At 66.0% G+C, this 21664-nt stretch carries 20 protein-coding genes; 17 read left to right on the top strand and 3 right to left on the bottom strand.

Translation table 11 applies throughout. The features are described 5' to 3' along the window. Positions 1-9 precede the first annotated feature (9 nt). The 6 genes from AC3AP7_RS24945 (at position 10) to AC3AP7_RS24920 (ending at position 5092) form a co-directional block, all read left to right on the top strand. Positions 10-1167: an HNH/endonuclease VII fold putative polymorphic toxin gene (locus AC3AP7_RS24945; RefSeq protein ID WP_487362976.1), complete on the top strand. Its 1158-nt coding sequence runs from the start codon at positions 10-12 to the stop codon at positions 1165-1167. Then, the gene (locus AC3AP7_RS24940) at positions 1157-1792 is read left to right on the top strand and encodes a hypothetical protein (protein ID WP_487362975.1); all 636 of its coding nucleotides are present in this window, start codon (positions 1157-1159) and stop codon (positions 1790-1792) included. The genes AC3AP7_RS24945 and AC3AP7_RS24940 overlap by 11 nt, the downstream gene beginning before the upstream one ends. Positions 1793-2159: 367 nt before the next feature. Next, entirely contained in the window at positions 2160-2666 is a 507-nt protein-coding gene (locus AC3AP7_RS24935) for an immunity 42 family protein (protein ID WP_487362974.1), read from the top strand. Between the two features lie 67 nt (positions 2667-2733). Next, positions 2734-2886, top strand: a complete 153-nt coding sequence (gene bcpO / locus AC3AP7_RS24930; RefSeq protein ID WP_488324876.1) for a CDI system lipoprotein BcpO — start codon at positions 2734-2736, stop codon at positions 2884-2886. A 32-nt stretch (positions 2887-2918) separates the two neighbouring features. Further along, positions 2919-3272, top strand: coding sequence for a membrane lipoprotein lipid attachment site-containing protein (locus AC3AP7_RS24925; RefSeq protein ID WP_487362973.1), 354 nt, complete (start codon positions 2919-2921; stop codon positions 3270-3272). A gap of 77 nt (positions 3273-3349) precedes the next feature. Then, positions 3350-5092, top strand: coding sequence for a ShlB/FhaC/HecB family hemolysin secretion/activation protein (locus tag AC3AP7_RS24920; RefSeq protein WP_487362972.1), 1743 nt, complete (start codon positions 3350-3352; stop codon positions 5090-5092). A gap of 368 nt (positions 5093-5460) precedes the next feature. Here the strand turns inward: AC3AP7_RS24920 and AC3AP7_RS24915 are convergent, their stop codons facing one another. From AC3AP7_RS24915 to AC3AP7_RS24905, 3 genes are all read right to left on the bottom strand, one after another. Further along, positions 5461-8151, bottom strand: a complete 2691-nt coding sequence (locus AC3AP7_RS24915) for a mechanosensitive ion channel domain-containing protein (RefSeq protein ID WP_487362971.1) — start codon at positions 8149-8151, stop codon at positions 5461-5463. 569 nt (positions 8152-8720) lie between these two features. Next, complete coding sequence (locus tag AC3AP7_RS24910; RefSeq protein WP_487362970.1) at positions 8721-10154, bottom strand: sigma 54-interacting transcriptional regulator; 1434 nt, start codon at positions 10152-10154, stop codon at positions 8721-8723. Positions 10155-10209: 55 nt separating this feature from the next. Then, the gene (locus tag AC3AP7_RS24905) at positions 10210-10434 is read right to left on the bottom strand and encodes a hypothetical protein (RefSeq protein ID WP_487362969.1); all 225 of its coding nucleotides are present in this window, start codon (positions 10432-10434) and stop codon (positions 10210-10212) included. Between the two features lie 876 nt (positions 10435-11310). Here AC3AP7_RS24905 and AC3AP7_RS24900 point away from each other — a divergent pair. From AC3AP7_RS24900 to AC3AP7_RS24850, 11 genes are all read left to right on the top strand, one after another. Then, the gene (locus tag AC3AP7_RS24900; RefSeq protein WP_487362968.1) at positions 11311-11511 is read left to right on the top strand and encodes a Flp family type IVb pilin; all 201 of its coding nucleotides are present in this window, start codon (positions 11311-11313) and stop codon (positions 11509-11511) included. Positions 11512-11664: 153 nt separating this feature from the next. Continuing rightward, on the top strand, positions 11665-12180 hold the full coding sequence (locus AC3AP7_RS24895; protein WP_487362967.1) for an A24 family peptidase: 516 nt from the start codon (positions 11665-11667) through the stop codon (positions 12178-12180). Positions 12181-12387: 207 nt separating this feature from the next. Beyond that, positions 12388-13221 (top strand): Flp pilus assembly protein CpaB, encoded by an 834-nt coding sequence (gene cpaB, locus AC3AP7_RS24890; protein WP_487362966.1) that lies wholly within the window; start codon positions 12388-12390, stop codon positions 13219-13221. A 94-nt stretch (positions 13222-13315) separates the two neighbouring features. Further along, entirely contained in the window at positions 13316-15292 is a 1977-nt protein-coding gene (locus AC3AP7_RS24885) for a type II and III secretion system protein family protein (RefSeq protein ID WP_487362965.1), read from the top strand. Between the two features lie 40 nt (positions 15293-15332). Further along, the gene (locus AC3AP7_RS24880) at positions 15333-15623 is read left to right on the top strand and encodes a hypothetical protein (protein ID WP_487362964.1); all 291 of its coding nucleotides are present in this window, start codon (positions 15333-15335) and stop codon (positions 15621-15623) included. 55 nt (positions 15624-15678) lie between these two features. Further along, a complete protein-coding gene (locus AC3AP7_RS24875; protein ID WP_487362963.1) occupies positions 15679-16872 on the top strand; it encodes a CpaE/TadZ family protein in 1194 nt (397 codons plus the stop codon). 57 nt (positions 16873-16929) lie between these two features. Further along, positions 16930-18354 (top strand): TadA family conjugal transfer-associated ATPase, encoded by a 1425-nt coding sequence (locus AC3AP7_RS24870; protein ID WP_487362962.1) that lies wholly within the window; start codon positions 16930-16932, stop codon positions 18352-18354. 21 nt (positions 18355-18375) lie between these two features. Beyond that, entirely contained in the window at positions 18376-19353 is a 978-nt protein-coding gene (locus AC3AP7_RS24865; protein WP_487362961.1) for a type II secretion system F family protein, read from the top strand. Between the two features lie 108 nt (positions 19354-19461). Next, a complete protein-coding gene (locus tag AC3AP7_RS24860) occupies positions 19462-20445 on the top strand; it encodes a type II secretion system F family protein (RefSeq protein ID WP_487362960.1) in 984 nt (327 codons plus the stop codon). A 52-nt stretch (positions 20446-20497) separates the two neighbouring features. Continuing rightward, a complete protein-coding gene (locus tag AC3AP7_RS24855) occupies positions 20498-20983 on the top strand; it encodes a TadE/TadG family type IV pilus assembly protein (RefSeq protein WP_487362959.1) in 486 nt (161 codons plus the stop codon). Next, entirely contained in the window at positions 20983-21621 is a 639-nt protein-coding gene (locus AC3AP7_RS24850; RefSeq protein WP_487362958.1) for a TadE/TadG family type IV pilus assembly protein, read from the top strand. The genes AC3AP7_RS24855 and AC3AP7_RS24850 overlap by 1 nt, the downstream gene beginning before the upstream one ends. Positions 21622-21664: the final 43 nt, after the last annotated feature.

The following is a 21664-nucleotide window of genomic DNA, read 5'->3' as shown; positions in this document are numbered from 1 at the left end:
GCCGGGCCGATGATTACGCAGAACGAAAGCGGCGACCAGAGTGCGACGACGCGCAGCGCAGTCAGCGCGGGCACCATCAACATCACGAACCAGGCCGCGCAGACTCAGGACGTCGCGGGCCTGAGCCGCGATACGACGAATACGAACGGGACGGTTTCGAATACGCCGGACGTCAGCAATATCCTCTCGCAGCAGGCCGATACGATGCAGGCCGCGCAGGCGGCGGGCCAGGTGGTCGCGCAAGGGATCGGCGCGTATGCGGATAACAAGCGCAATACCGCCACCGATGCCGCCACGGCAGCGGCGTGGGCCGAAGGCGGAGACAGCCGCGCGCTGTTGCAGGCAGCGGGTGGCGCGCTCATTGGCGGACTTGGCGGAGGCAGTATCTTTACTGCCGTTGGCGGTGCCGCAGGCGCGGGCATTGCTTCGAAGGCTGCCAGGGGAATCGCTGAAATCGAGCAAGGTGTGACGTTAGGTACTGGCTCGGAGGTGATCGGCAATCTCGCAGGCAATATAGCTGCCGGGCTCGGCGGAGCCCTCGTCGGCGGGACGGCTGGCGCGGCTACCGGCTCGGCTGTGCAACTGTACAACCAGTCGATGGACGACGAGGCGCAGTTGACGGGAGAAAGCAAGAGTAACAACCCGCTTTCTCAGTCGCCGCTAGACTTGATTTTGCAGGGCATTCGTAACGGCTTGAGTGCGGTTGTTGGCATGGGTGGCGCCGAGCCGCCGACTACGGGTACGCAAGGCGTATTGGTAAACTCCCCAGCGGGACAGGCGGCGCCGGGAACACCGGGCTATGGACCCGGTAATGCGACGTTCGCAAAGGGTGATAGCGGAACGCAAGCGAGTTCGACCGATAATGGTGGTGCGCCGCCGCCGAACATGTCTCCTGATGGCGCAGGCCGTAGCGGTGCCTTCAATGAGGCAAAGCGCAACGCTGGAATTCCCGTGAGTCAACAACCGGTCGAAGTCAGGCCTAACGTTGATCGACAAGGAAACGTTCAGCCCGGTTATCAGTACGTGTACGAGGTTCCCTCAGAAGGCGGTGGAACAAAGGAAGTAATCATTCGCGATGATGCAGGCGGACATTTTTTCGGAAAGAATGATCCGCAGAATCGAGGTGCTCATTTTAACGATCCGGCAGGAAATCACTATGACTACTGAAATCAACGTAGACGTGGCCGAAAATGCATTCACGAAGAATGATCTAATTACACTGGAACGGTCAGCGTACGAAAAGACTATCGAGTTGTCGGCCGCTGATTGGATCGCAAAGAGAGTACCGCACGATGCGGCACTCTTAGAAGTTTTGCGTTTTGTATATTGCTCGATACGCGAACGTATGAGCGGATATTATCTTTGGCTTCTGCTAGGTAACACGCTTTGGCAGGATGACACGCGGATCATACGCTACAGGAAAATATTTAATTCCCTAAAGGCTCAGGGATTAGATTTTGAGGCACTCCAAGATCGACGAGAGTTCATGGTCGAGCAATGTGGAAAACTGAAGTTCTTTGGCGCCGTTCGCCTTGAAGAGGATGCCTTGGTACTCGTGCCTGAGACAATGCAGCCGGGATCGTGTACTTACCTGCTTGCCCTCCCTGACATTGCGCCGAATTTGTCAGAGTCCAGTGGATGGTCAGGCCGATTGAGCGACGATTTCAAATTGATCCAATCTAACGTAAAAAATGACGGTATCATTTTTCAACGCGTTGGCTACTTTGACGATCCCGAAGTCGGTCTGGTTGCACTTGGCAAGCCGGACGTTGTGGCGAAGCTTACCGCATAACGGGGTATGCGCCCGGTAATGCGACCCTTTCAAAGGGCTCGGACAACGGCACCCCGAGTCCTGCGCTATCAGATGATCCTTACAATCCGTCGAACGTGGGCGCGCGCGTGAAGCCCACGTATCAGACGAATCCAGCGCACGATACAAGCAGCCCACTGTATAACCCTAAAAAGACACCCGAGCCGGCAGACGCTCAAACTGCATACAAGAGTGGCGCAGTGCGTGGGGGTATGGGAACTTGGTATGCCCAAGGCGAGACTGGCTACTATCAGTACTTCTCGGACAACGCCGGAACGGTGCATTTCAGCGGCACAATCCCGGCCTCGAAGGTCCCGGCGAGTGTTCTGAAAATTCTGGGGAAATGAGTATGCTATACGGCGACAAAGCAAGGTTTGCGATCGAGTTTGAATTGAACGAACATTCTGGCGGCACATGGATGTTCGGTAGATTTTGCTATTGGATCGGTGGTGAACAAGTCGGGGACTTTGAAGAAGGAACCTCCTTGCGCGATGTCCTGTTTTCGATGCGATACATCATTGGCGACGCAGGGAAACGTACTGCGCCGCCTCTGGCACTTTTCGATGGAAAAAAGATCTTTCGCGTTATTCAGGAATCTCTGAATGAAAGTGGCGACGATCTAACAAGGCTGATTCCTGTCGACTTCATGCCGGCGTGCTTTGACGTTTGCCCGCACGTCGACATCTTCAACGCTTGGCATATCTACTTAGTGGATACGCGAGAGCTTTCGAAGGTTGTGTATTCGGCCGACGGCGGAAACAATGTAAAGACGGTCGAGTTAGCGGTGGGTGAATTTGATGCAGTCGCATCCACTGCCTACAGAGAACTGGATAGCCTGCTAGAAGCTTGCCAGTGAACAGTTAGATGCGTCGGGCAAATATGTCGCGCTGTCAGCGCTCACGCTATTGGCGGCATATCAGAACGTGCCGCCCGGCGCGCCACCCATGCCGCCGCCGAAGTCTGAAATGCAGCCCTATCGAACGCCGAACAGCAATGCATTCTGGGTTATGGGCTACTGGAGATGGAGTGGTGCGGAATGGGTCTGGATGCCGGGCCATCTCGCTCCTAAGCCATGAAATATGATTGAAGTTTTGAATCTAAGGTTCTTATGAAGAAGACAATATCAATTGCCCTACTTGTCGCAGCGTTGACTGGCTGCGCTTTCAGCTCTGGTCAAAGAACGGGAAATATGAAGCTTGAGGACGCGACTCAGGAGTCGCTGGCGGGTCAATTCAAACCCGAAGTTGCAACTAGAGATGACGTAGTTAGTCAATTTGGTCCGCCGGATAAAAAAATCACCGCTGGATCGCTGGAGATCTGGACATACTTGTATAAATCGAGTGCGTATGTGATTGTTGGGTTTGCATCAGTGCCAACGGGCATAAGCAAGGCAGCAAATTTCTATTTTGATGAGAAAACTGGAGTATTGAAGAAAGTTGAACTTGAGGCGCATCGAGGGTAAGGCGTACTGCGCTTTCCGTGTCGTGTTGGCTTGGCGAAGGTTCGAAATCTTTCTTTATAAGTAGAACACCTATCCGAATGAAAATCCGAAAAAGGCTGGCGGCTATGCCGCTCACAGCCCTGATATCACTCGCCCACGCGCAGCGAACCCCGCCCGATGTGGCAGCAGCAGCCCGCGCGAACGCCGAACAGCAACAGCAGGTTCAGCAGCAGCGCGACGCGCAGCAGCGCGCGGCGACCGTCGCCGCGCCCGTCGTGCGCTCGGCGGCGCCCGCAGCGGGGGAATGGCCCGTCCTGCCCGTCGAGACGCCGTGTTTCCGTATCGACTCGTTCTCGGTCAACGTACCCGATACGCTACCCGAAGCCGTCCGCGTCAAAGGCGCGTCCGCGCTTCCGATGGACCGATTCGCATTCCTGAATGACTGGCTGAAGCATTATGAGGGCCAATGCGTCGGCAAACAGGGCCTCGACCTCCTGACCAGGGGGCTGCAAGGCGTCATCCTGAGCCGGGGCTACATCACGACGCGCGTCCTTCTGCCGGCGCAGGACCTCTCAAAGGGGACGCTTAAATTCGCCCTCATACCGGGCGTTATCCGCAATCTCAAGTTCGCCGACGCCAATACGCGCGGCTCGCTCAAATCCGCGTTTCCTGCGCGGGACGGTGACGTGCTCCAGTTGCGCGACCTTGAGCAGGGTCTCGAACAGATGAAGCGCGTACCGAACCAGGACGCCACGATGGAGATTGTGCCCGGTACGTTACCGGGCGAGAGCGACGTCGTCGTGACCGTCAAGCGCACAAAACCATGGTCGCTTGTTCTCGCGGCAGACAACTCGGGGACCGACGAGACGGGCCGCTATATCGGTAACGCCTCGCTCGCGCTCTACAACCCCCTCGGCCTGAATGACGTCCTTTCGGGCGGCTTCAATCAGGATCTCCAGTTCGGCAATCACGACCTCGGCACGCATGGCTGGAATGCCTCGTATGCGGTCCCCTGGGGCGACTGGACCGGTACGCTCTACGGCTATACGAACACGTACTACCAGCAGGTTGCGCAGGCCAGCCAGATTTTCGTCGCGAGCGGCAACGCGGAGACGGCGGGCCTCAAGCTGGAGCGGGTCATGTACCGTAGCCAGAGCGACGTATCGGGCGTCGAGTTCCAGCTCATCAAGCGGTGGGGTGAGAGCTTTATCGCGGATACCTCCATACCCCAGCAGTACCGCGACAATACGTTTATCGAGGCGGGCCTGACCAATCGCCATTACTTCGGCGCGGCGCAGTTTGATGGCACCCTGGCGTACCGCCAGGGTATCGGCGCGCTCGGCGCGATGCCGGATACGTCCGGTGGCCCGACGTACTACTTTCACATGACGACGCTCGACGCGAACCTCTCGGTCCCGTTCGCGGTTGCCGGTCAGTCGCTTCGCTATGTCGGTACGTTGCACAGCCAGTTCACCAATGACGAGCTGAACTATCTCGACGACCTGAGTATCGGGAGCCGCTATACGGTGCGTGGTTTTAGCGGTCAGACGCTGCTCGCGGCGGAAAAGGGCTTCTACTGGCGCAACGAACTCCAGTATCCGCTCGGGCAGTCGGGGCAGGTTCTCTATGCGGGTATCGACTACGGCCATCTGTGGGGACCGTCCGCCGCCTACCTCGCCGGTACGCAGCTTGCGGGCGCGGCTATCGGCGTAAAGGGTTCGGTACCGTCGCGTCTCGGTACCTATAGCTACGACGTGTTCGCGGGTACGCCGATCTATGCGCCGTCAGGCTTTCCCGCGCCGAGCGTCACGCTCGGGTTTCAGGTGACGGCGCAATTCTGAAAGGGCGGAGGCGATTCGTTTCAGGCCGGATACTCTGGCAACTCGGGCTGAATCCGCAGAACGTCGAAAAGCGCCTCGGCGACGGTTTGTACGAGGAGCTGCTCGTTCATCACCCGCTTACCTCGCTGATCGGCAAGGCTGTCATCGGCCCCTATACCGACGTTCAGTCGATGGACGAAGCGCCCATGGCTCGAATTCCTGAGCATCGAGCGCGGCCAACACCCGCCCGAACGTTATCCATTTTTTAACGTTTGACGCGCTTACCCTGAGCACGCCGCACATCGGCCGAAGCGATCTTCGCGCGCACGCGGCGCGCGTTCACGCTCAACGCGCGCCGGATTCGAACCCGGCCCAGGCCCGCTCCCCACTCAATCCGCCGGCCCCGCCCGCCCCGCCCCCGGCGCTGCACCGTCGGGCGCGGCATCGTCCGCGTGCGCATCCGGCCGCAGCGCGACGCCCGCCGCGTCGCCCGGCACCATCACCGTGCGCTGCGGATTCGCGAACGCGATCCCGCGTGCGCGGAACTGGTCGGCGATGCGCCGGTTGAATTCGCGCTGCACGCCCCAGCGGCCGCTGTCGCGGCACTGGATCTGTCCGACCAGCGTGAGCGCGGCGCCGTCGACGGAGTCGACCCCCCAGTACGCAAAGTCCGACAGGATCGCGTTCTGGTACTTCGGATCCGCGCGCAACGCCGCGCCGATTTCGGTGAGCGTCGCGATCGCGCGGTCGATGTCCTCGCCATACGCGATGCTGACCTTCACGGATGCGTTGCCGAGCCCGCGATTCGTATTGTTGACCGTCGACACCGAACTGAACGGCACCGTGTACAGCGACCCGTCGCCGCCGCGCAGCCGCACGGTGCGGATCGACAGGTATTCGACCGTGCCGGAGACGCCCGCGAGCGTCACCCAGTCGCCCACCTGCATCGCGTTCTCCATCAGCAGGAAGATGCCGGTGATGAAGTCCTGCACGAGCTTCTGCGAGCCGAAGCCGAGCGCAACCCCGAAGATGCTCGCGCCCGCGAGCAGCGGCCCGATGTTCACGCCGAGTTCGCTCAGTCCCGTGAGCACGACGATCAGCGCGATGACGACGAACAGCGCGGTGCGCAGCATCGGCAGCAGCGTGCGCAGGCGCGCGGCGCGCACCAGGTCGCCCGCGTCGGTCCAGCGGCGCAGGCGCCGCTCCGCCGCGACGTTGGTCGTCTCCCAGACGAACAGCGCAACCACGGCCGCCACGGCGATCGTCACGAGCGCGGACGTGAGCCGCTGGCCGAGCGTGCCGCGCTCGAACAGCGCCGCGACGTTCACCCCCCACACCTCGAGCAGCCCGAGCACGGTCGCGATGCCGACCACCCATGACACGATCCCGCGCAGCAACGGGTAGTAGCGGTACGCATGCTGATGGACGAGCGACGGGTCGCCCGCGTCGTCGCGTACGTCGAACACACGCGCGAGCGCGCCGAACACGACGATCGATCCCAGCCGCGCGCCGATCAGCACGGCCACCGAAATGCCGCCCAGGTGCGTCAGCGTGTGGTAGCCATTGCGCACGTCGAGCGCCCAGACGAACCACAGCGCCATCACGAAGAAGATGCTCACGCTCGCCCACGAGTCGGCGAGCGCATTGCCGAACACCGCGAGCGACGGGCTCGCCGCGCAGCGTGCGCGGATGCGCGCGGCGACCGGCTTGCGGCACTTGAAGATCATCAGCGAGATCATCACGTGGGTCGCGAGCGCGACCACCTTCATCACCGCAAGCCGTGCGGGCTCGCTCAGTCCGAGCGAGGCGGCGGTGTCCGCGAGCGCCGAGCCGACGCCCGCCACGCCGACGATCATCACGACCCAGCGCTGCAGGAACTGCGCCCAGTGGTTGCTCATCTGCAGCAGCCGCAGCCGCGGCGCGTCGGGCTGCAGGAAGAAACCGGCGACGATCACGATCGTGCGGCTCAGCGCGTAAATGTCGACGATCGCGTCGAGCGCGTGCCCTTGCGGCGTGCCCTCGGTGGTGAGCAGCGGCATCAGCACGCTCGCAGCGGCGACGAACACGGCGAGCGGCACGAAGTGGATCAGCATGCGCAGCGCGGCACGCGGCAGTCGCCGCAGCAGCGACCAGTGTCGAACCGCGTGAAGCCGGCCGCGCGCGCTCGCCTGTGCCTGCGCCGCGGCATCGCGCGTGGCGCTGTCCTCGGCCGTGGTCGGCGCTGGGGCCGTTGGGGCCGCGGGAGTCGCGGAAGCGGCGGAAGCGGCGGAAGTGGCGGAAGTGGCGGAAGTGGCGGAAGTGGCGGAAGTGGCGGAAGTGGCGGAAGTGGCGGGAGTCGCGGAAGTGGCGGAAGTGGCGAAGGCGGCGGATCCAGCGGAGGCGGCGGAAGCAGCCGGCGTGCCGGCGACGTCCCGCGTGGCAGCGTCGGCCGGCGCACCCGGAGCGTCGTTTGCATCGGCGGGCGTTTCGTCGAGAAACAGCTCGCGTGGATCGATCGAACGGTGTGCCGCGAGCGCGAGCAGCGCCCGGCGCAGCAGACGGCGGGCGAGCCATTCGACCGCGAGCGCCGGCAGCAGCGCGCCGAGCAGCGCGAGCAGGATGCCGCCCAGTTCCGCGCGCCGGTGCGGATTGTGCAGCAGCGTCTGCCACCACGCATGCACCGATGCCGTATCGAGCAACGCGCCGAGCGAGCGCTGCAGCGCGCCGACGACCTTCCCGGCCCAGCGTGCGCCGTCACGCGCGAGCTGCGACGCAAGGCCGTTCGACTCTAGCGCCTCGCGCACTTTTGCAACCGGGCCGCTCGCGGCGGCCGGCGCCGGCGCGGCCGGTGCGGCCGGCGCGGGTGCGGCGGCCTGTGGGGCGGAGGCCGGGGTGCCGAGGGCGCCGGCCGCGGCGATCGCCTGCAGCGTATCGACGAGTTGCGCGCGGCGCTGCGGATCGTTGAGCGCCTGCACCGCCGTGCGCGCCTGCGCGGGCGTCAGCGTGACAGGCGCTGCGCGGGGGGCGGAGGCAGGCGCCGGCCCGGCCAGCACGGGAACCGAAAACAGCAGCAGGAGCGAGGCAACGAGCAAGGTACGCATAGGCAATGGGACAGTTCGGCAGTCACGACGAAGGGCATCCGGAAGCGGGGCGCAACCGTGCGGCCTGATGTGGAGCCGACAGCAGGGCCGCCGCGCAAGTTCCTCAGAAAGATCGCGGAAGGCGTCGCCCAGGCTGGGCAAGCCGGTGCCCGATGCCGGCTGATTGTAATGGCTGGGACGCTACGCTGCCGCGGCGCGGGCCGTTTTGCGAAGCGGTGCGCACGGGGCCCGGGGCCATCAAAGGGTGCGGTGGAAGCACGGGAAGCGCCGGGAGCGCCGGGAGTGCCGAGAGTGCCGGGAGTGCCGGGAGTGCCGGGAGTGCCGGGAGTGCCGTGCCGGGCGCGGCCAGCGCGCCTGGTCGAGCGTGGCCGCACGGTCCTCGTTGAGCGGAGTCCTGGATAGCGGGACGTGGGGTAGTGGGAGGAGGGGTATAGAGGTACAGCACGAGCGGTGCGCGGGGGCACCGCATGCGCGCCAATCCGTCGGCACGGGGTCGCCGGGCCCCCCGTCGGCGCCATCCGCCCGATCCTCGGCGGCGACGCAGGCCGCCGCGCTGCTGCGCCGCCGCGTTACGTCAGCGAAGGGACCCGCTGCTCCGTCCGGCTTGCCGCGTCGGTGCCGCCGGGCGCGGCGTCATGCGATGCCGCCGGATCGGCGCTCACGCGATTGGCATGCATCAGGCGGTACAGCGTCGCGCGCGACACGCCGAGATCGGCGGCGGCCTCGGTCAGCTTGTAGCCGTGACGCTGCAGCGCGCGCTCGATCGCGTCCTTCTCCGCCTTGCTGCGGATTTCCGCGAGCGTTTCGGTCGGCGCGCTGACGCGCTGCGGCAAGCCGAGATCCGCGGCGGTGATGAAGCGCCCCTCGCTCATCACGAGCGCGCGGCGCACGCAGTTGATCAGCTCGCGCACGTTGCCCGGCCACCCGTAGTTCGACATCGAGACGACCGCGTCGCTCGAAAAGCCGCGGATCTTGCGCGCACCGTCCTGGCGATACATGCCGAGCGCATAGTTGGCGAGCAGGCGGATGTCGCCGCCGCGCTCGCGCAGCGGCGGCTCGACGAGGCGCAGCACGCACAGCCGGTGATAGAGGTCGGAGCGAAAGCGTCCGTCCTCGACCGCCTTTTCCAGGTCCACGTGCGTGGCGGAGATCACCCGCACGTCGACTTCGATCGGCGTGTTGCCGCCGAGCCGCTCGATCGTGCCTTCCTGCAGGAAGCGCAGCAGCACCGCCTGGCACTCGTGCGGCATGTCGCCGATTTCGTCGAGGAACAGCGTGCCGCCGTTGGCCGCCTCGATCCGCCCGGTCTTGCGCTGCATCGCGCCGGTGAACGCGCCGCGCTCGTAGCCGAACAGTTCGGCTTGCAGCAGCGTCGGCGGAATCGCCGCGCAGTTGATCGCGACAAAGGCCTGCGTGGTGCGCGCCGAATGCGCGTGAATCGCGCGCGCGGTCAGTTCCTTGCCGGTGCCCGACTCGCCGGCGATGAACACCGGCGCATCGTTGGAGGCGCACTTGTCGATCTGGCGATAGAGCTGCAGCATCGCGGCGGACTGGCCGACCATCCCGTGCCGGCCAAGCGACGCCTCCGGCGCGACCTGCGCGCGGCGCAGGCTCGACAGCCCGTGCGCGTGACCGAGCGCGAAGATCAGCCGTTCGTTCAGACACGGCCGCGTGACGAAGTCGAAGCAGTAGTCGAGGATGAAGCGGCTCACCAGCGCATCGCCGGTCTGGCCCGGCTCGATCTGCGCAATCCAGTTCGCATCGACGCGCTGCATGCAGGCTTCGAGTGCGGACAGATGTTGCGGCGTACAGTGCGCCGGCAACTCGATGAGTCCGACGCGCACGCGGTCGCGCTCGATGATGCGCTCGGCGAGCGCAGTGGTTTTCGCGTGAGCCACCTGCCAGCCGCAGGCGGAGAGAAATTTCACCAGCATTTCGTCTGGCGTTTCGGATACACACAGCACCGTACGCTCGGAATCGCGTGGGGCGGGGGTCGTATTCATGTTCTTTTCCGGTGTCGTGACAGTCGTCGCCCCAAGGGCTGACGCTCGGCAGTCCTTAGTCCATCCACGGCATGCGGTGCGCGCGCGCCGCAAGGCGGTGGCGCTCCACTGAAGCGGAATTGAACGGGTGAGGGTCCACACGGCGCGCCACGGCGACAGCACGCATGGCGCGAACAGAGGCGGCGCCCGGCGGCGCGTTGCGCCCGGTGGCGCGCGACAGCGCGTCGACCCACGGGCGGGTGACGCGAACGAGATGCTGAAACAAGGTCTGGCTGAACATGTGTGCCCCCGCTGAGCCGGTACTGATCCCGCTCGTGTTCCGCTGCACCGAACGGGTGTCGCGCTCTGACGGCGCATGGCCTCAACATAGTTCAAACGCTTTCCGATTGCCATACGCGGAAATCAGAATGCCGAAATGATCGTAAGGCTCTAGTTGTGTTTATCGCAGACCCTTAAGGCTGCGTCAATCGCGACGTTGTTAAGGATTGACAAACGACGTGCGCGCATCGCACCGCGTCTCAAGTTTGAGAAAACTTTACCCCGCCCCATGCGCGGCGCAAAAGCACGGTGGTGCGAATCGGGCGTTTTGACCGCGCGGCCCGCGCGATGCCGTCCGGACGCGGGTCTGGCCGCACCGCACGCACGGCGTGGCCCGAGCCTCGCCTCGTGCAAACCTTTGCGCCGCCCGGCGGCGGGCGCGGCCGACCCGCGATCCGCGCTCGTTGCGCATCGCGCGAGCGTCTCATCGCTGAGACGTTTCAGACCATGTGGGCGAGCGCACATTCGCCCGTCGCGCGCGGCCGCCGCGGCGCCGCTCAGCATTGCGCGAAGCGTGTCGCGGCGCGCTTGCGCGGCCTGCGGCGCCGACTTCGCGGTTTGCGAGCCCGTGTGTGCGCGAGCGCACGGAACCGCTCACAGCAGGCACACGCGTCGTTTCATTTGGCTTACGAAGGTGAAACAGAATTTACAGCCCGGATAGGCCGATCCCCGCGCAGAAGCGGGCCTGAACCCGCGCAACCCTGTGTACACAAGGCTTTGCGCGGGTCTCGCGGGCCGCTGGCACGGTCGTCGCTAAATGCCCTGCACTCGCGGCAATGCGGCAACCCCGCAGCGGGTGTTTTCCCGACCACACTTTTTACGCAACGAGGACTGACAAATGAACGCCATCATCAACGAAGTGAAGCGCTTTGTCCGCGACGAAGACGGTGTCGCCGCGATCGAATACGGGCTGCTCGCCGGCCTGATCGCCGTGATGATCATCGCCGGCGCCACGCTCGCGGGCACGAGCCTCTCCACGCTGTTCAACAACGTCGGCACGCAGCTGAAGACCGCCGCCGCGAACACCAACGGCGGCTAAGCGGCGTGCTGCCCTGGGCAGCGCCGGGCAGCGCCTTGCGCGCGGCTCGCGCTTCCCGAGGGTGTCGTGCGGGCGTCGGCGGCGCGCTGTCGCGCGTGCGCCGCGCCGCAGCCGCAGCCGATTTTTGCATCACCGGATACAACGGGCCTTGCCATGAACACTTTCGCGTCTCCCGCCGTGCTGTGCATCCTCGTGCTCGCCGGTGCCGCCGCGTACACCGATCTGCGCACGCGGCGCATCCCGAACGTGCTGGTGCTCGCCGGCCTTGCCGCGGCGCTGCCGGTGCAGTGGAGCGCGCATCACGGCAGCGCGGGACTCTGGCAGGCCCTCGCAGGATGCGCAACCGGCGTCGCGGTCCTGCTGCCGTTTTATCTGCTGCGCGCGTTCGGCGCGGGCGACGTGAAGCTGATGGGCGCGCTCGGCGCGCTCGGCGGCGCATCGATGGTGTTGTCGATCGCACTCGCGACGTTCGTGATCGGCGGGCTCGGCTCGCTCGCGCTCATCGCCGCGCGGCGGCAGTGGCGCACGGCCGGCGCGAGCCTGTTCGTGCTGGCTGCGGGGCTCGCGCAGCCGGGCACGCGGGCCGCGCAGGGCACGGCGCTGGGACGGTTGCCGTACGGGGTGGCGATTGCGCTGGGCGCGCTCGTCGTCGTGATCGTCTCGCATTAGTCGCACGTCGGCCGCGCGTCGGCCGTACATCGCGAGCAGCACACAGGCCGTCGGCAGCAGGCCAGGATGGATCGAGGGAAGGGGCGGGGCCAACCGTTTGCGACAGCGCGCTCGCAGAAGCGCGTCAAACGGAAGATGGGATGGCAGCATGGGGTGGGGCGGCGCTACGGCAGGCCGCTCAGGACATGAAACAGTAAGGAGTGCGACATGAAAAACATGAGAGCGCTGACGATGCTGATCGTGGCGACGCTCGCCGCGCTGGCGGCCGTGCTGTTCGCATCGCGCTGGATGATGAACCAGACGCCGGCATCGACGCGGGTCGCCGTCGCCTCCACGGATATCAATCTCGGCCAGCGGCTCGGCCCGCAGGACATCCGGATGATCGACTGGCCGAGCGGCAGCCTGCCGCCGGGCGCGTTCACCGATGCGCAGAAGCTCGACGGCCGCGTGCTGCGGGCGAGCGCGCAGCGCGGCGAGCCGCTGCTCGAATCGAAGCTCGCGCCGATCGGCACCCAGGGCGGGCTGTCGGCGGTGATCGGCGAAGGCAAGCGCGCCATCACGGTGCGGGTGAACGACGTGATCGGCGTAGCCGGATTCGCGCTGCCGGGCAACTACGTGGACATCATCGTCGACACCCAGAAGGACGGCCCGGTGACGCCCGGCGATCCGCAGGACCGCAACATCTCGAAGATCGTGCTCGAAAAGATCCTCGTGCTGGCGGTCGCGCAGGAAGTGAGCCGCGACGACACGAAGCCGCGCGTCGTCAACGCCGTTACCCTCGAAGTGACGCCGGAGCAGGCGGAAAAGCTTGATCTGGCGCGCAGCGTCGGCACGCTGTCGCTGGTGCTGCGCAACCAGGTGGACACCGCCCGCGAGACGACCACCGGTGCGACGAAGGTGTCGCTGCTGAAGGAGCCGGTCGCGCCGCCGCCGAAGCCCGAGGTGCGGACCGTGCACGTCGTGCAGCGGATCGCCGCGCGTGCGCCGTCCGACTGCGTGAAGGTGATCACGGGCACGCAGGACAGCAGGGAATGCTTCTGAAGCGGGCGGGCCGCGTGACCGGCGGCCCCTCGCACACGCAATCGCACCAGCATGGGCCAGGGCCGGGCAACGGCCTCCTCCCGGGGGACATCACATGAACCATATCGATTACGGCGTTCAGCACACGGCCGGGCGCCGTACCGGACGCAGCCGGCACGCCACCCTGACGCAGCACGCAGCGGCCGTCGCCGTCGCGGCCTGCGTGTCGCTCTCGCTCGGCAGTGCGCCCGCGCTGGCGCAGACGAATGCGTCGGCCGCGAGGCCGCTCACGGTGGCGTCGAACGGCGTGAACCTGACGATCGGCGTGAGCCGCGCCGCGCCGGCCGCCGCGATGCAGCCGAAGGGCCCGAACTGCACCGGCGACCTGCGCGAGCACACTACGGTCAACGTGGCGGTCGGCAAGTCGACGATGGTCGATCTGCCCGAGGCGGTACGCTCGCGCACGGTCGGCAATCCGGACATCGTGCAGGCGATGCTCGTGTCGCCGACCACGCTGTATGTGCTCGGCACCGACGTCGGCGCGACCAACATGATCATCCAGGGCCGCAGCGGCTCGTGCAGCGTGATCGACGTCGAAGTCGGCGTCGATCCCGGCGGCCTGCAGGCGACGCTCGCGCAACTGATGCCGGAGCAGCACGACATCCACGTCAGCGCGGCGGCCGACAGCCTCGTGCTGTCGGGCACCGTGACGGACTCGGTGAAGCTGCAGCGCGTGCTGGAACTCGCGAATGCGTTCCTGCAGCGCGCGACGCGCCCGGTCGCGGCGCCGCAAGGCGGCGCAGGCGGGGCGGGCGGCGTGGCCGGCGCGGTTGCCGCCGCCGGCGGCGGCGTGGGGCAGACGGCCGACAAGAACCTGCGCATCATCAACATGCTGACGGTCGGCGCGCCGCAGCAGGTGATGCTCGAAGTGAAGGTCGCCGAAGTGTCGAAGACGCTGATCGACGAGCTCGGCGCCCAGACTTCGCTGAACGGCGGTTTCGGCAGCTGGAGCTTCGGACTGCTGGCGAATTTCCTGAGCGGCGGCGCCGGACAGGCAAGCCTGATCAAGTCGAACAAGCTGCCGCTCGGTCTCGCAGTCGACGCACAAAAGAGCGACCAGCTCGTGAAGATTCTCGCCGAGCCGAACCTGATGGCGATCAGCGGCCAGCAGGCGAGCTTTCTCGCGGGCGGCAAGGTGTTCATTCCGGTGGCGCAGACGGCCAACGGCACGACGACGATCACGCTGCAGGAAGAGGACTACGGCGTCAGCCTGAACTTCACGCCGACCGTGCTGGACGGCGGGCGCATCAACCTGACGGTCGCGCCCGAGGTGTCCGAACTGTCGCCGACCGGCGCGACCGTCACTTCGCCGACCGGCAACACGACTACGGTGCTGCCGCTGATCACGACGCGCCGCGCGTCGACGACGCTGCAGGTGATGGACGGCCAGAGCTTTGCGATCGGCGGCCTCATCAAGAACAACGTGACCGGTACGATCAACGCGTTGCCGGGCGCGGGCGAGATCCCGGTTCTCGGGGCACTGTTCCGGAGTACGAACTTCCAGCAGGATCGAACCGAACTCGTGTTCGTCGTCACGCCGCGCCTCGTGAAGCCGCTGCCGGATCACTATCCGCTGCCGACCGACCACTTCGGCGAAGTGAGCGAAGCGGGCGTGCTGCTCACCGGCAACATGGAAGGGCACAAGACGGCCCCGGCGTCCGCGCCCGCCACCGGCCTGCCGGCGGCGGCCCTGCCGGCGCCGGCTCAGGTACCGGCTCAGGCACCTTCGGCGGCGCCGGCTCAGGCACCGGCTCAGGCACCTTCCGCAGCACCGGCGCAGTCCGCTGCAGCCGGCGCGTTGCCGGGCAACGCGCACCATCCAGGCGGCGCGGGCAACGCGGGCAACGCCGCTGCCGCGAAGCCGTCGAACGGTGCCCCGGCCGCGCCCACGGCCGGCCGTGCGGCGACACCGGTTGCGCGCGCAACGGTTGAGCCGTCGCCAGCCGATGCCGTGCCGCCGGCGGTCTATGCGGTCGCGCAGCCCACCGCCACCGCCAGGCCGCTGTCGTCGGACGCGGGCGAGCCGCATTGAGCGCCGCGCGTACGCCTGCCATCCCGAACTGGAGCCGAACATGAACATGCTCAACACAATCATTCGCCTTGGCGTCTGCGCGGGCCTCAGCTTGACGCTGGCCGGCTGCCTCACGTCGACACCGCAATGGGACGCGCATTTCGGCGACGCCGTGCGTCAGGTGCGCGATGCGCAGGTGCTCGAGCCGCGGGCCGGCCGCAATCCCGATCCGGTGAGCGGCGTCGACGGCATCGCCGCGGCCGGCACGATGACGCGCTACGGCAAGTCGTTTGCGCAGCCGTCGGTCGCGGTGCAGCCGTACGGCGGCGGTTCGAGCGCCGGCACGCCGTGAACGCCGCGCGTGCGGCGCGTTGCCGTCAGCGTATCCGAGACGTGGAGTCAACGAAATGATCAAGATCCTGCTAGTGTCAAGCGACGCCGAACGCGCCAGACAGATCGCGGCCTGTGCGGCGGCGAGCGGCGTCACGCATCAACTGGCGACGCGCACCGATGGCCTCGCGCCGCTCGCCGCCGATCCGGATGCGCTGCAGGCAGCGGACCTGCTGATCTACGACGGCGGGCAGACCGGCGGGGCCGATCTCGACGCGCTCGAAAAACTGCTGAACCGCCATCGCGATCTGGTCTGCACACTGGTCGTGCCGGCGCCGTCGCCCGATCTGCTGATCCGCGCGATGCGCGCCGGCGTGCGGCACATCGCTCCCTGGCCGCTCGAACACGACAGCTTCGGTGCGGATCTGCAGCGCATTGCAGGGCGCCGCACCGAAGGCGCCCAGCGCCATGCGCAGGTGCTTGCCTTCGTGTCGTGCAAGGGCGGCAGCGGCACCACGTTCGTCGCGGCCAATCTCGCGTACGCGCTGGCGACGCTGCGCAACCGCCGGGTCCTGCTCGTCGATCTGAACCAGCAGTTCGGCGATGCCGCGCACCTCGTCTGCGACAAGACGTCGCCCGCGACGATCGCGGACGTGTGCGCGCAGATCGACCGGCTCGACGCGTCGTTTCTCGATGCGTGCCTCACGCACGCGCACCCGGGCTTCGACGTGCTCGCGGGCGCGGGCGATCCGGTGAAGGCGGGCGACATCAAGGTAAGCCACCTCGAACGGATCTTCGGACTGGTGCGCACGGAGTACGACGTCGTGATCTGCGACGTCGGGCAAAGCGTGAATCCGGTGTCGATCTTCGCACTGGACCACAGCGACCTGATTTTCCCGGTGCTGCGTCCGAGCGTCCCGCAGATTCGCGCGGCGCAGCGCCTGCTGTACCTGTTCCAGTCGCTCGGCTACCCGGCCGAGCGCCAGCGCATTCTCGTGAACCAGTACGAGCGGCGCAGCCAGATCGAACTGGACAAGCTCGAAGCGGTGCTCGGCGCGAAGGTGTGGAAGGTGCTGCCGCAAGACGCCGGCCCGGTGCTCGATTCGGTCAACCAGGGCGTACCGGTGCTGAAGCTGCATAAGGGCAGCGCGATCGCAAAGAGCGTCACCGCCCTCGCCGACAGCCTCGTGCCGGCGCCGCCCGCGCAGGGTCATGCGCTGCTCGGGCGGCTGTTCCCGGCGCGCCCTCACGTGCAGGCGCGCGCGACCTGAGGTTGCCCGCCTTCGCGAGATCCGTGCATGCCGTCGCCATCGAACCCGGAGCTTCTCATGTCATTGCGCGAACATCTTTTCAGGCAGGCCGAGGAACCGTTCGGCCTGCCGGCCCTCGCCGACACGGCGGCGTTCAACGCGCACGAGCCCGCGCCCGTGCGCGCGGCGGCCGCGCCCGAGCAGCCCGTCATCAGTTCCGCGGCGCGCCGTGCCTACCAGCAGCTCAAGATGGAGATGCACAGCGCGATCATCGAGCGCGTCGAGCTCGACAAGCTGCAGCGGCTCACCCCCGAGCAGGTGCGGCGCGAACTGGCGCAACTGGTCGCACGGCTGATCGAGGAGCGCAACATCCTGATGAACGATCTGGAGCGGCGTCAGCTCGTGCAGGACGTGCAGGACGAAATGCTCGGACTCGGTCCGCTCGAACCGCTGCTGAAAGACCCGACAATTTCGGACATTCTCGTCAACACCGCGTCCCAGGTCTATGTCGAGCGGCGCGGCAAGCTCGAACTGACCGACGTGCAGTTTTACGACGACGCGCACCTGATGAAGGTGATCGAGAAGATCGTGTCGGGCGTCGGGCGGCGCATCGACGAATCGGTGCCGATGGTCGACGCGCGGCTTGCGGACGGCTCGCGCGTGAACGCGATCATTCCGCCATCCGCGATCGACGGCCCGCTGCTGTCGATCCGGCGTTTCGCGGTGAATCCGCTGAAGGTCGCGGACCTGATCGAGTTCCAGACGTTCACGACGCCGATGGTGCAACTGCTCGAAGCGCTCATCAAGGCGAAGATCAATGTGCTGATTTCGGGCGGCACCGGCAGCGGCAAGACGACGATGCTCAATCTGCTCTCCGGCTTCATTCCGGCCGACGAGCGGATCGTCACGATCGAGGACGCGGCCGAGCTGCAACTGCGCCAGCAACACGTGCTGCGGCTCGAAACCCGTCCGCCGAACATCGAGGGCAAGGGCGAGATCAGCCAGCGCTCGCTCGTGAAGAACGCGCTGCGGATGCGCCCCGATCGCATCATCCTCGGCGAAGTGCGCGGCGCCGAGGCGCTCGACATGCTGCACGCGATGAACACCGGCCACGAGGGCTCGATGGCGACGATCCACGCGAACACGCCGCGCGATGCGCTCACGCGTCTGGAGAACATGGTCAGCATGGCGGGGCTCGCGCTGCCGCCGAAGGCGATGCGCCAGCAGATCGCCTCCGCGCTCACGGTGATCGTGCAGGCCTCGCGCCTCACCGACGGGCGGCGCAAGCTGATGAGCATTCAGGAGATCACCGGCATGGAAGGCGACATCATCAACATGCAGGAGATTTTCACGTTCCGGCGCACGGGCGTCGACTCGCATGGCCACGTGAAAGGCTATTTCTGCGCAACCGGCGTGCGGCCGCAGTTCAGCGAGCGGCTGCAGGCCTTCGGCGTGAACGTGCCCGATGCGATCTACGATCCGCAACGGCATTTCGAGGTCTGACCGGGACGGCGGGGGCGACAGATGAACCAGCTATATATGGGCTTTGCGGTGCTGCTGTTCATCGCCGTGGTGCTGGCGATCGAGGCGGTCTACCTGTGGTGGAACAGCCGTCACGGCCCCGTCGTGCGGCGGCTCGACCAGCGTATTCGCGCAATGTCGGCGGGCGCGCATGTCAGTGCGGACCAGTTGTCGATCCTGAAGGCGCGCATGCTGAGCGACTCGCCGGTGCTCGAACGGCTGCTGCTGAAGATGCCGCGCGTGCACACGCTTGACCGGATGCTGCAGCAGTCCGGTCGCAACGGGTCGGTAGGGCGCTTCGTCGCGCTCACGCTGCTGCTGCCGGCGCTCGTCGGCTTCGTTGCGTTCGTGCTGGCATGGCCCGTACTCGCCGGCGCGCCGCTCGCGGCGCTCGCCGCGCTGCTGCCGCTCGCCTGGGTGCGGCGCTGCCGCGCGAAGCGCATCGCGCAACTCGAACAGCAACTGCCCGAAGCCGCCGACCTGATCAGCCGCGCGCTGCGCGCCGGCCATTCGTTCCCGAGCGCGCTCGGGATGGTCGGCGAGGAACTGTCGAATCCGCTCGGCGGCGAGTTTCAGCTCACGTTCGACGAAATCAGCTTCGGCGTGTCGATGAACGACGCGCTGAAGAACCTGGTCGCGCGCGTGCCGCTGATCGACCTGCGCTACTTCGTGATTGCAGTGCTGATCCAGCGCGAGGCCGGCGGCAACCTGTCGGAGATCCTCGAAAACATCAGCCAGATCATTCGCGAGCGGCTGAAGCTGCTCAGCAAGGTGAAGGTGCTCTCCGCCGAGGGGCGACTTTCCGCGTGGATTCTCGGGGTGCTGCCGTTCGCGCTTGCCGGCGTGATCCTGCTGATCAACCCGGGCTTTTTCATGGGACTGATCCACGATCCGGCCGGCATGAAGATGATCTTCGGGTCGCTCGCCAGCATGCTGATCGGGATCGTGTGGATGCGGCGGATCATCCGCATCCGCGTGTAGCGCGATGTCTTGCAGGGCCATGAGCAGGACGATGAGCAGGACGAAAGGCAAGACCATAGGCAGCACCGGAAACAGGACGCCAGACGGCGGGATGCTTGTGAGGCAGACATGAATACCATGCAGATCGTATTGCTCGGCGCGACCTTCGTGATTGTCTTTTGCGCGGCGTTCGGGGTCATGCTGATCGTGCGGCCGAGCGTGCTGCAGCGGCGTCTCGACGCGCTCGCGCTCGGCCCGGACTACGCCGGCGACCGCAGCGCGAACGTCGCCGCGGACGTCGAGCAGGGACGCGCCGCATGGCTCGAAACGGTGGCGAAAGCGTCCGCGCACGTCGCGAAGCTGTCGCTGCCGAGCGAAGGCTGGGACAAGTCGGCCTTGCGCACGCGCTTCATGAATGCCGGCTGGCGCGGCGCATCGGCGGCGGCGCTGTACTTCGCCGCCAAGACCGTGCTCGCGCTTGCGTTGCCGCTTGCCGCGCTGCTCGCGCTCGGCAGCCTGCACGACGGGTTGCCGCACAGCCTTGCGCTGCTCGCCGCGCTGCTGATGCTGTTTGCGACGCTCGGCTATTACCTGCCGAACGGCGTGCTCGCACACTGCATCGACCGCCGCCAGCAGGAGATCTTCGAGAACCTGCCGGATGCGCTCGACCTGATGACCGTGTGCGTCGAAGCGGGCCTGGGCGTCGATGCGGCAATGCTGCGCGTCGCGGAGGAGCTGCACATGAAAAGCGCGGTGCTGAGCGACGAATTCTCGCTGGTGCTGCTCGAACTGCGTGCCGGGTCGAGCCGCGAGCGCGCGCTGCGCAATCTCGCGATGCGCACCGGCGTTGCCGACGTCGAGACACTCGTCACGATGCTGATCCAGGCCGAGCGCTTCGGCACCAGCGTGGGCGCCGCACTGCGCGTGCACACCGACATGCTGCGCACGAAGCGGCGTCATCTCGCGGAAGAGCGGGCCGCGAAGGTCGCGCTGAAGCTGCTGTTTCCGCTGATGTTCTTCATTTTTCCGGCGTTGCTGATCGTGCTGCTCGGGCCGGCGGTGGTACAGATCTATCGCGTGATGCTGCCGACCGTCAGCGCGATCGGCGGCTGAGGCGCGGCACGGCGACATGCACGAGTGCGGATACGCGAAACGGGAGAAGCAGATGAACACATCGGGATTTCGGACCGGCGCCCGCTCGCGGCGCGGCCAGCGCGGCGCGACCGCCGTGGAGTTCGCGATCATCGCGCCGCTGCTGATCTTCGTGATCTGCATGATCATCGACCTCGGCCTGCTGTTCTGGGTCACGCTGACCATGCAGTACGCGGTGCACGAGGGCGCGCGCTACGCGGTCACGGGGCAGAGCAATCTCGATCCGGACAGCGCGGACCCGCAGCGCTACCTGGCCGTGATCCAGGACATCCAGGACGCGTCGATGGGCCTCTACACGCTCGTCAACCCGTCGATCTCGGTGACCGTGAACGGCGCGCCGAGCACGTATGGCTCGAACATGTTCGGCGGGCCCGGCGACCTGATCGTGCTGCAGCTGAACTGCACGTGGCCGCTGCTCACGCCGCTGCTCAAGCCGTTTTTCCCGAACGGGCTGTACGCGTTCAGCGTCGCGGCCACCATGCGCAACGAGGCGTTCTGATGCGTGCCGCCCGCTTCCATCGCTCAGCGCGCCGCATGGCCGGCGTCGCGTCGGTCGAGTTCGCGCTGCTGCTGCCGCTGCTCGTGCTGCTCGCCGTGCCGGTCTACGATCTCGCGCGCAACATCCAGGCGAACCTGATCCTCGTGAACCTGAGCCGCGAGGGTGCGAATCTCGCGTTGCGCGCTTCGCTCACGTACCCGATGCAGACGATCATGGGCGACCTGATCGCGACCACGCCACCGCTCGACATGACGGACAATGGAATGATGTACATCACCGAGGTGATGGGCGACAACGAGAACTGCAATGCGCAGGGGACCAACTGCACGATCCGCAATATCGTGCTCGCGCAGTACCAGTGGCTGCCCAACGGCACGCAGAGCGCGTATGCGCCGACGAGCGCGGTGTGGAACTGCCCGAGCGTCGACTGGGCGAGCGACGGCAGTTGCAGCAGCATCGGCACGGGGCTGTCCGCGCCGACGGCCAACGTGCTGAGCGGGCAGCTGTCGGCGGGGCAGATCGTCTATGTGGTCGAGAGTTTTTACCGGATGCAGTATCTGTTCGGCTCCGCGAACTTCGGACTGGGCGCGAAGACGACGGTGCTCAATCCGGATCTGTACGCGATGAACGTATTTTGACCGGCACGCGGGGGCATGATGAAAACATCGATGAACGCTGGGC

The sequence above is a fragment of the Paraburkholderia sp. PAMB 6770 genome (assembly GCF_057748135.1).
The sequence above is the reverse complement of the archived record's forward strand: the minus strand, read 5'-3'. Positions and strand labels throughout refer to the sequence as shown.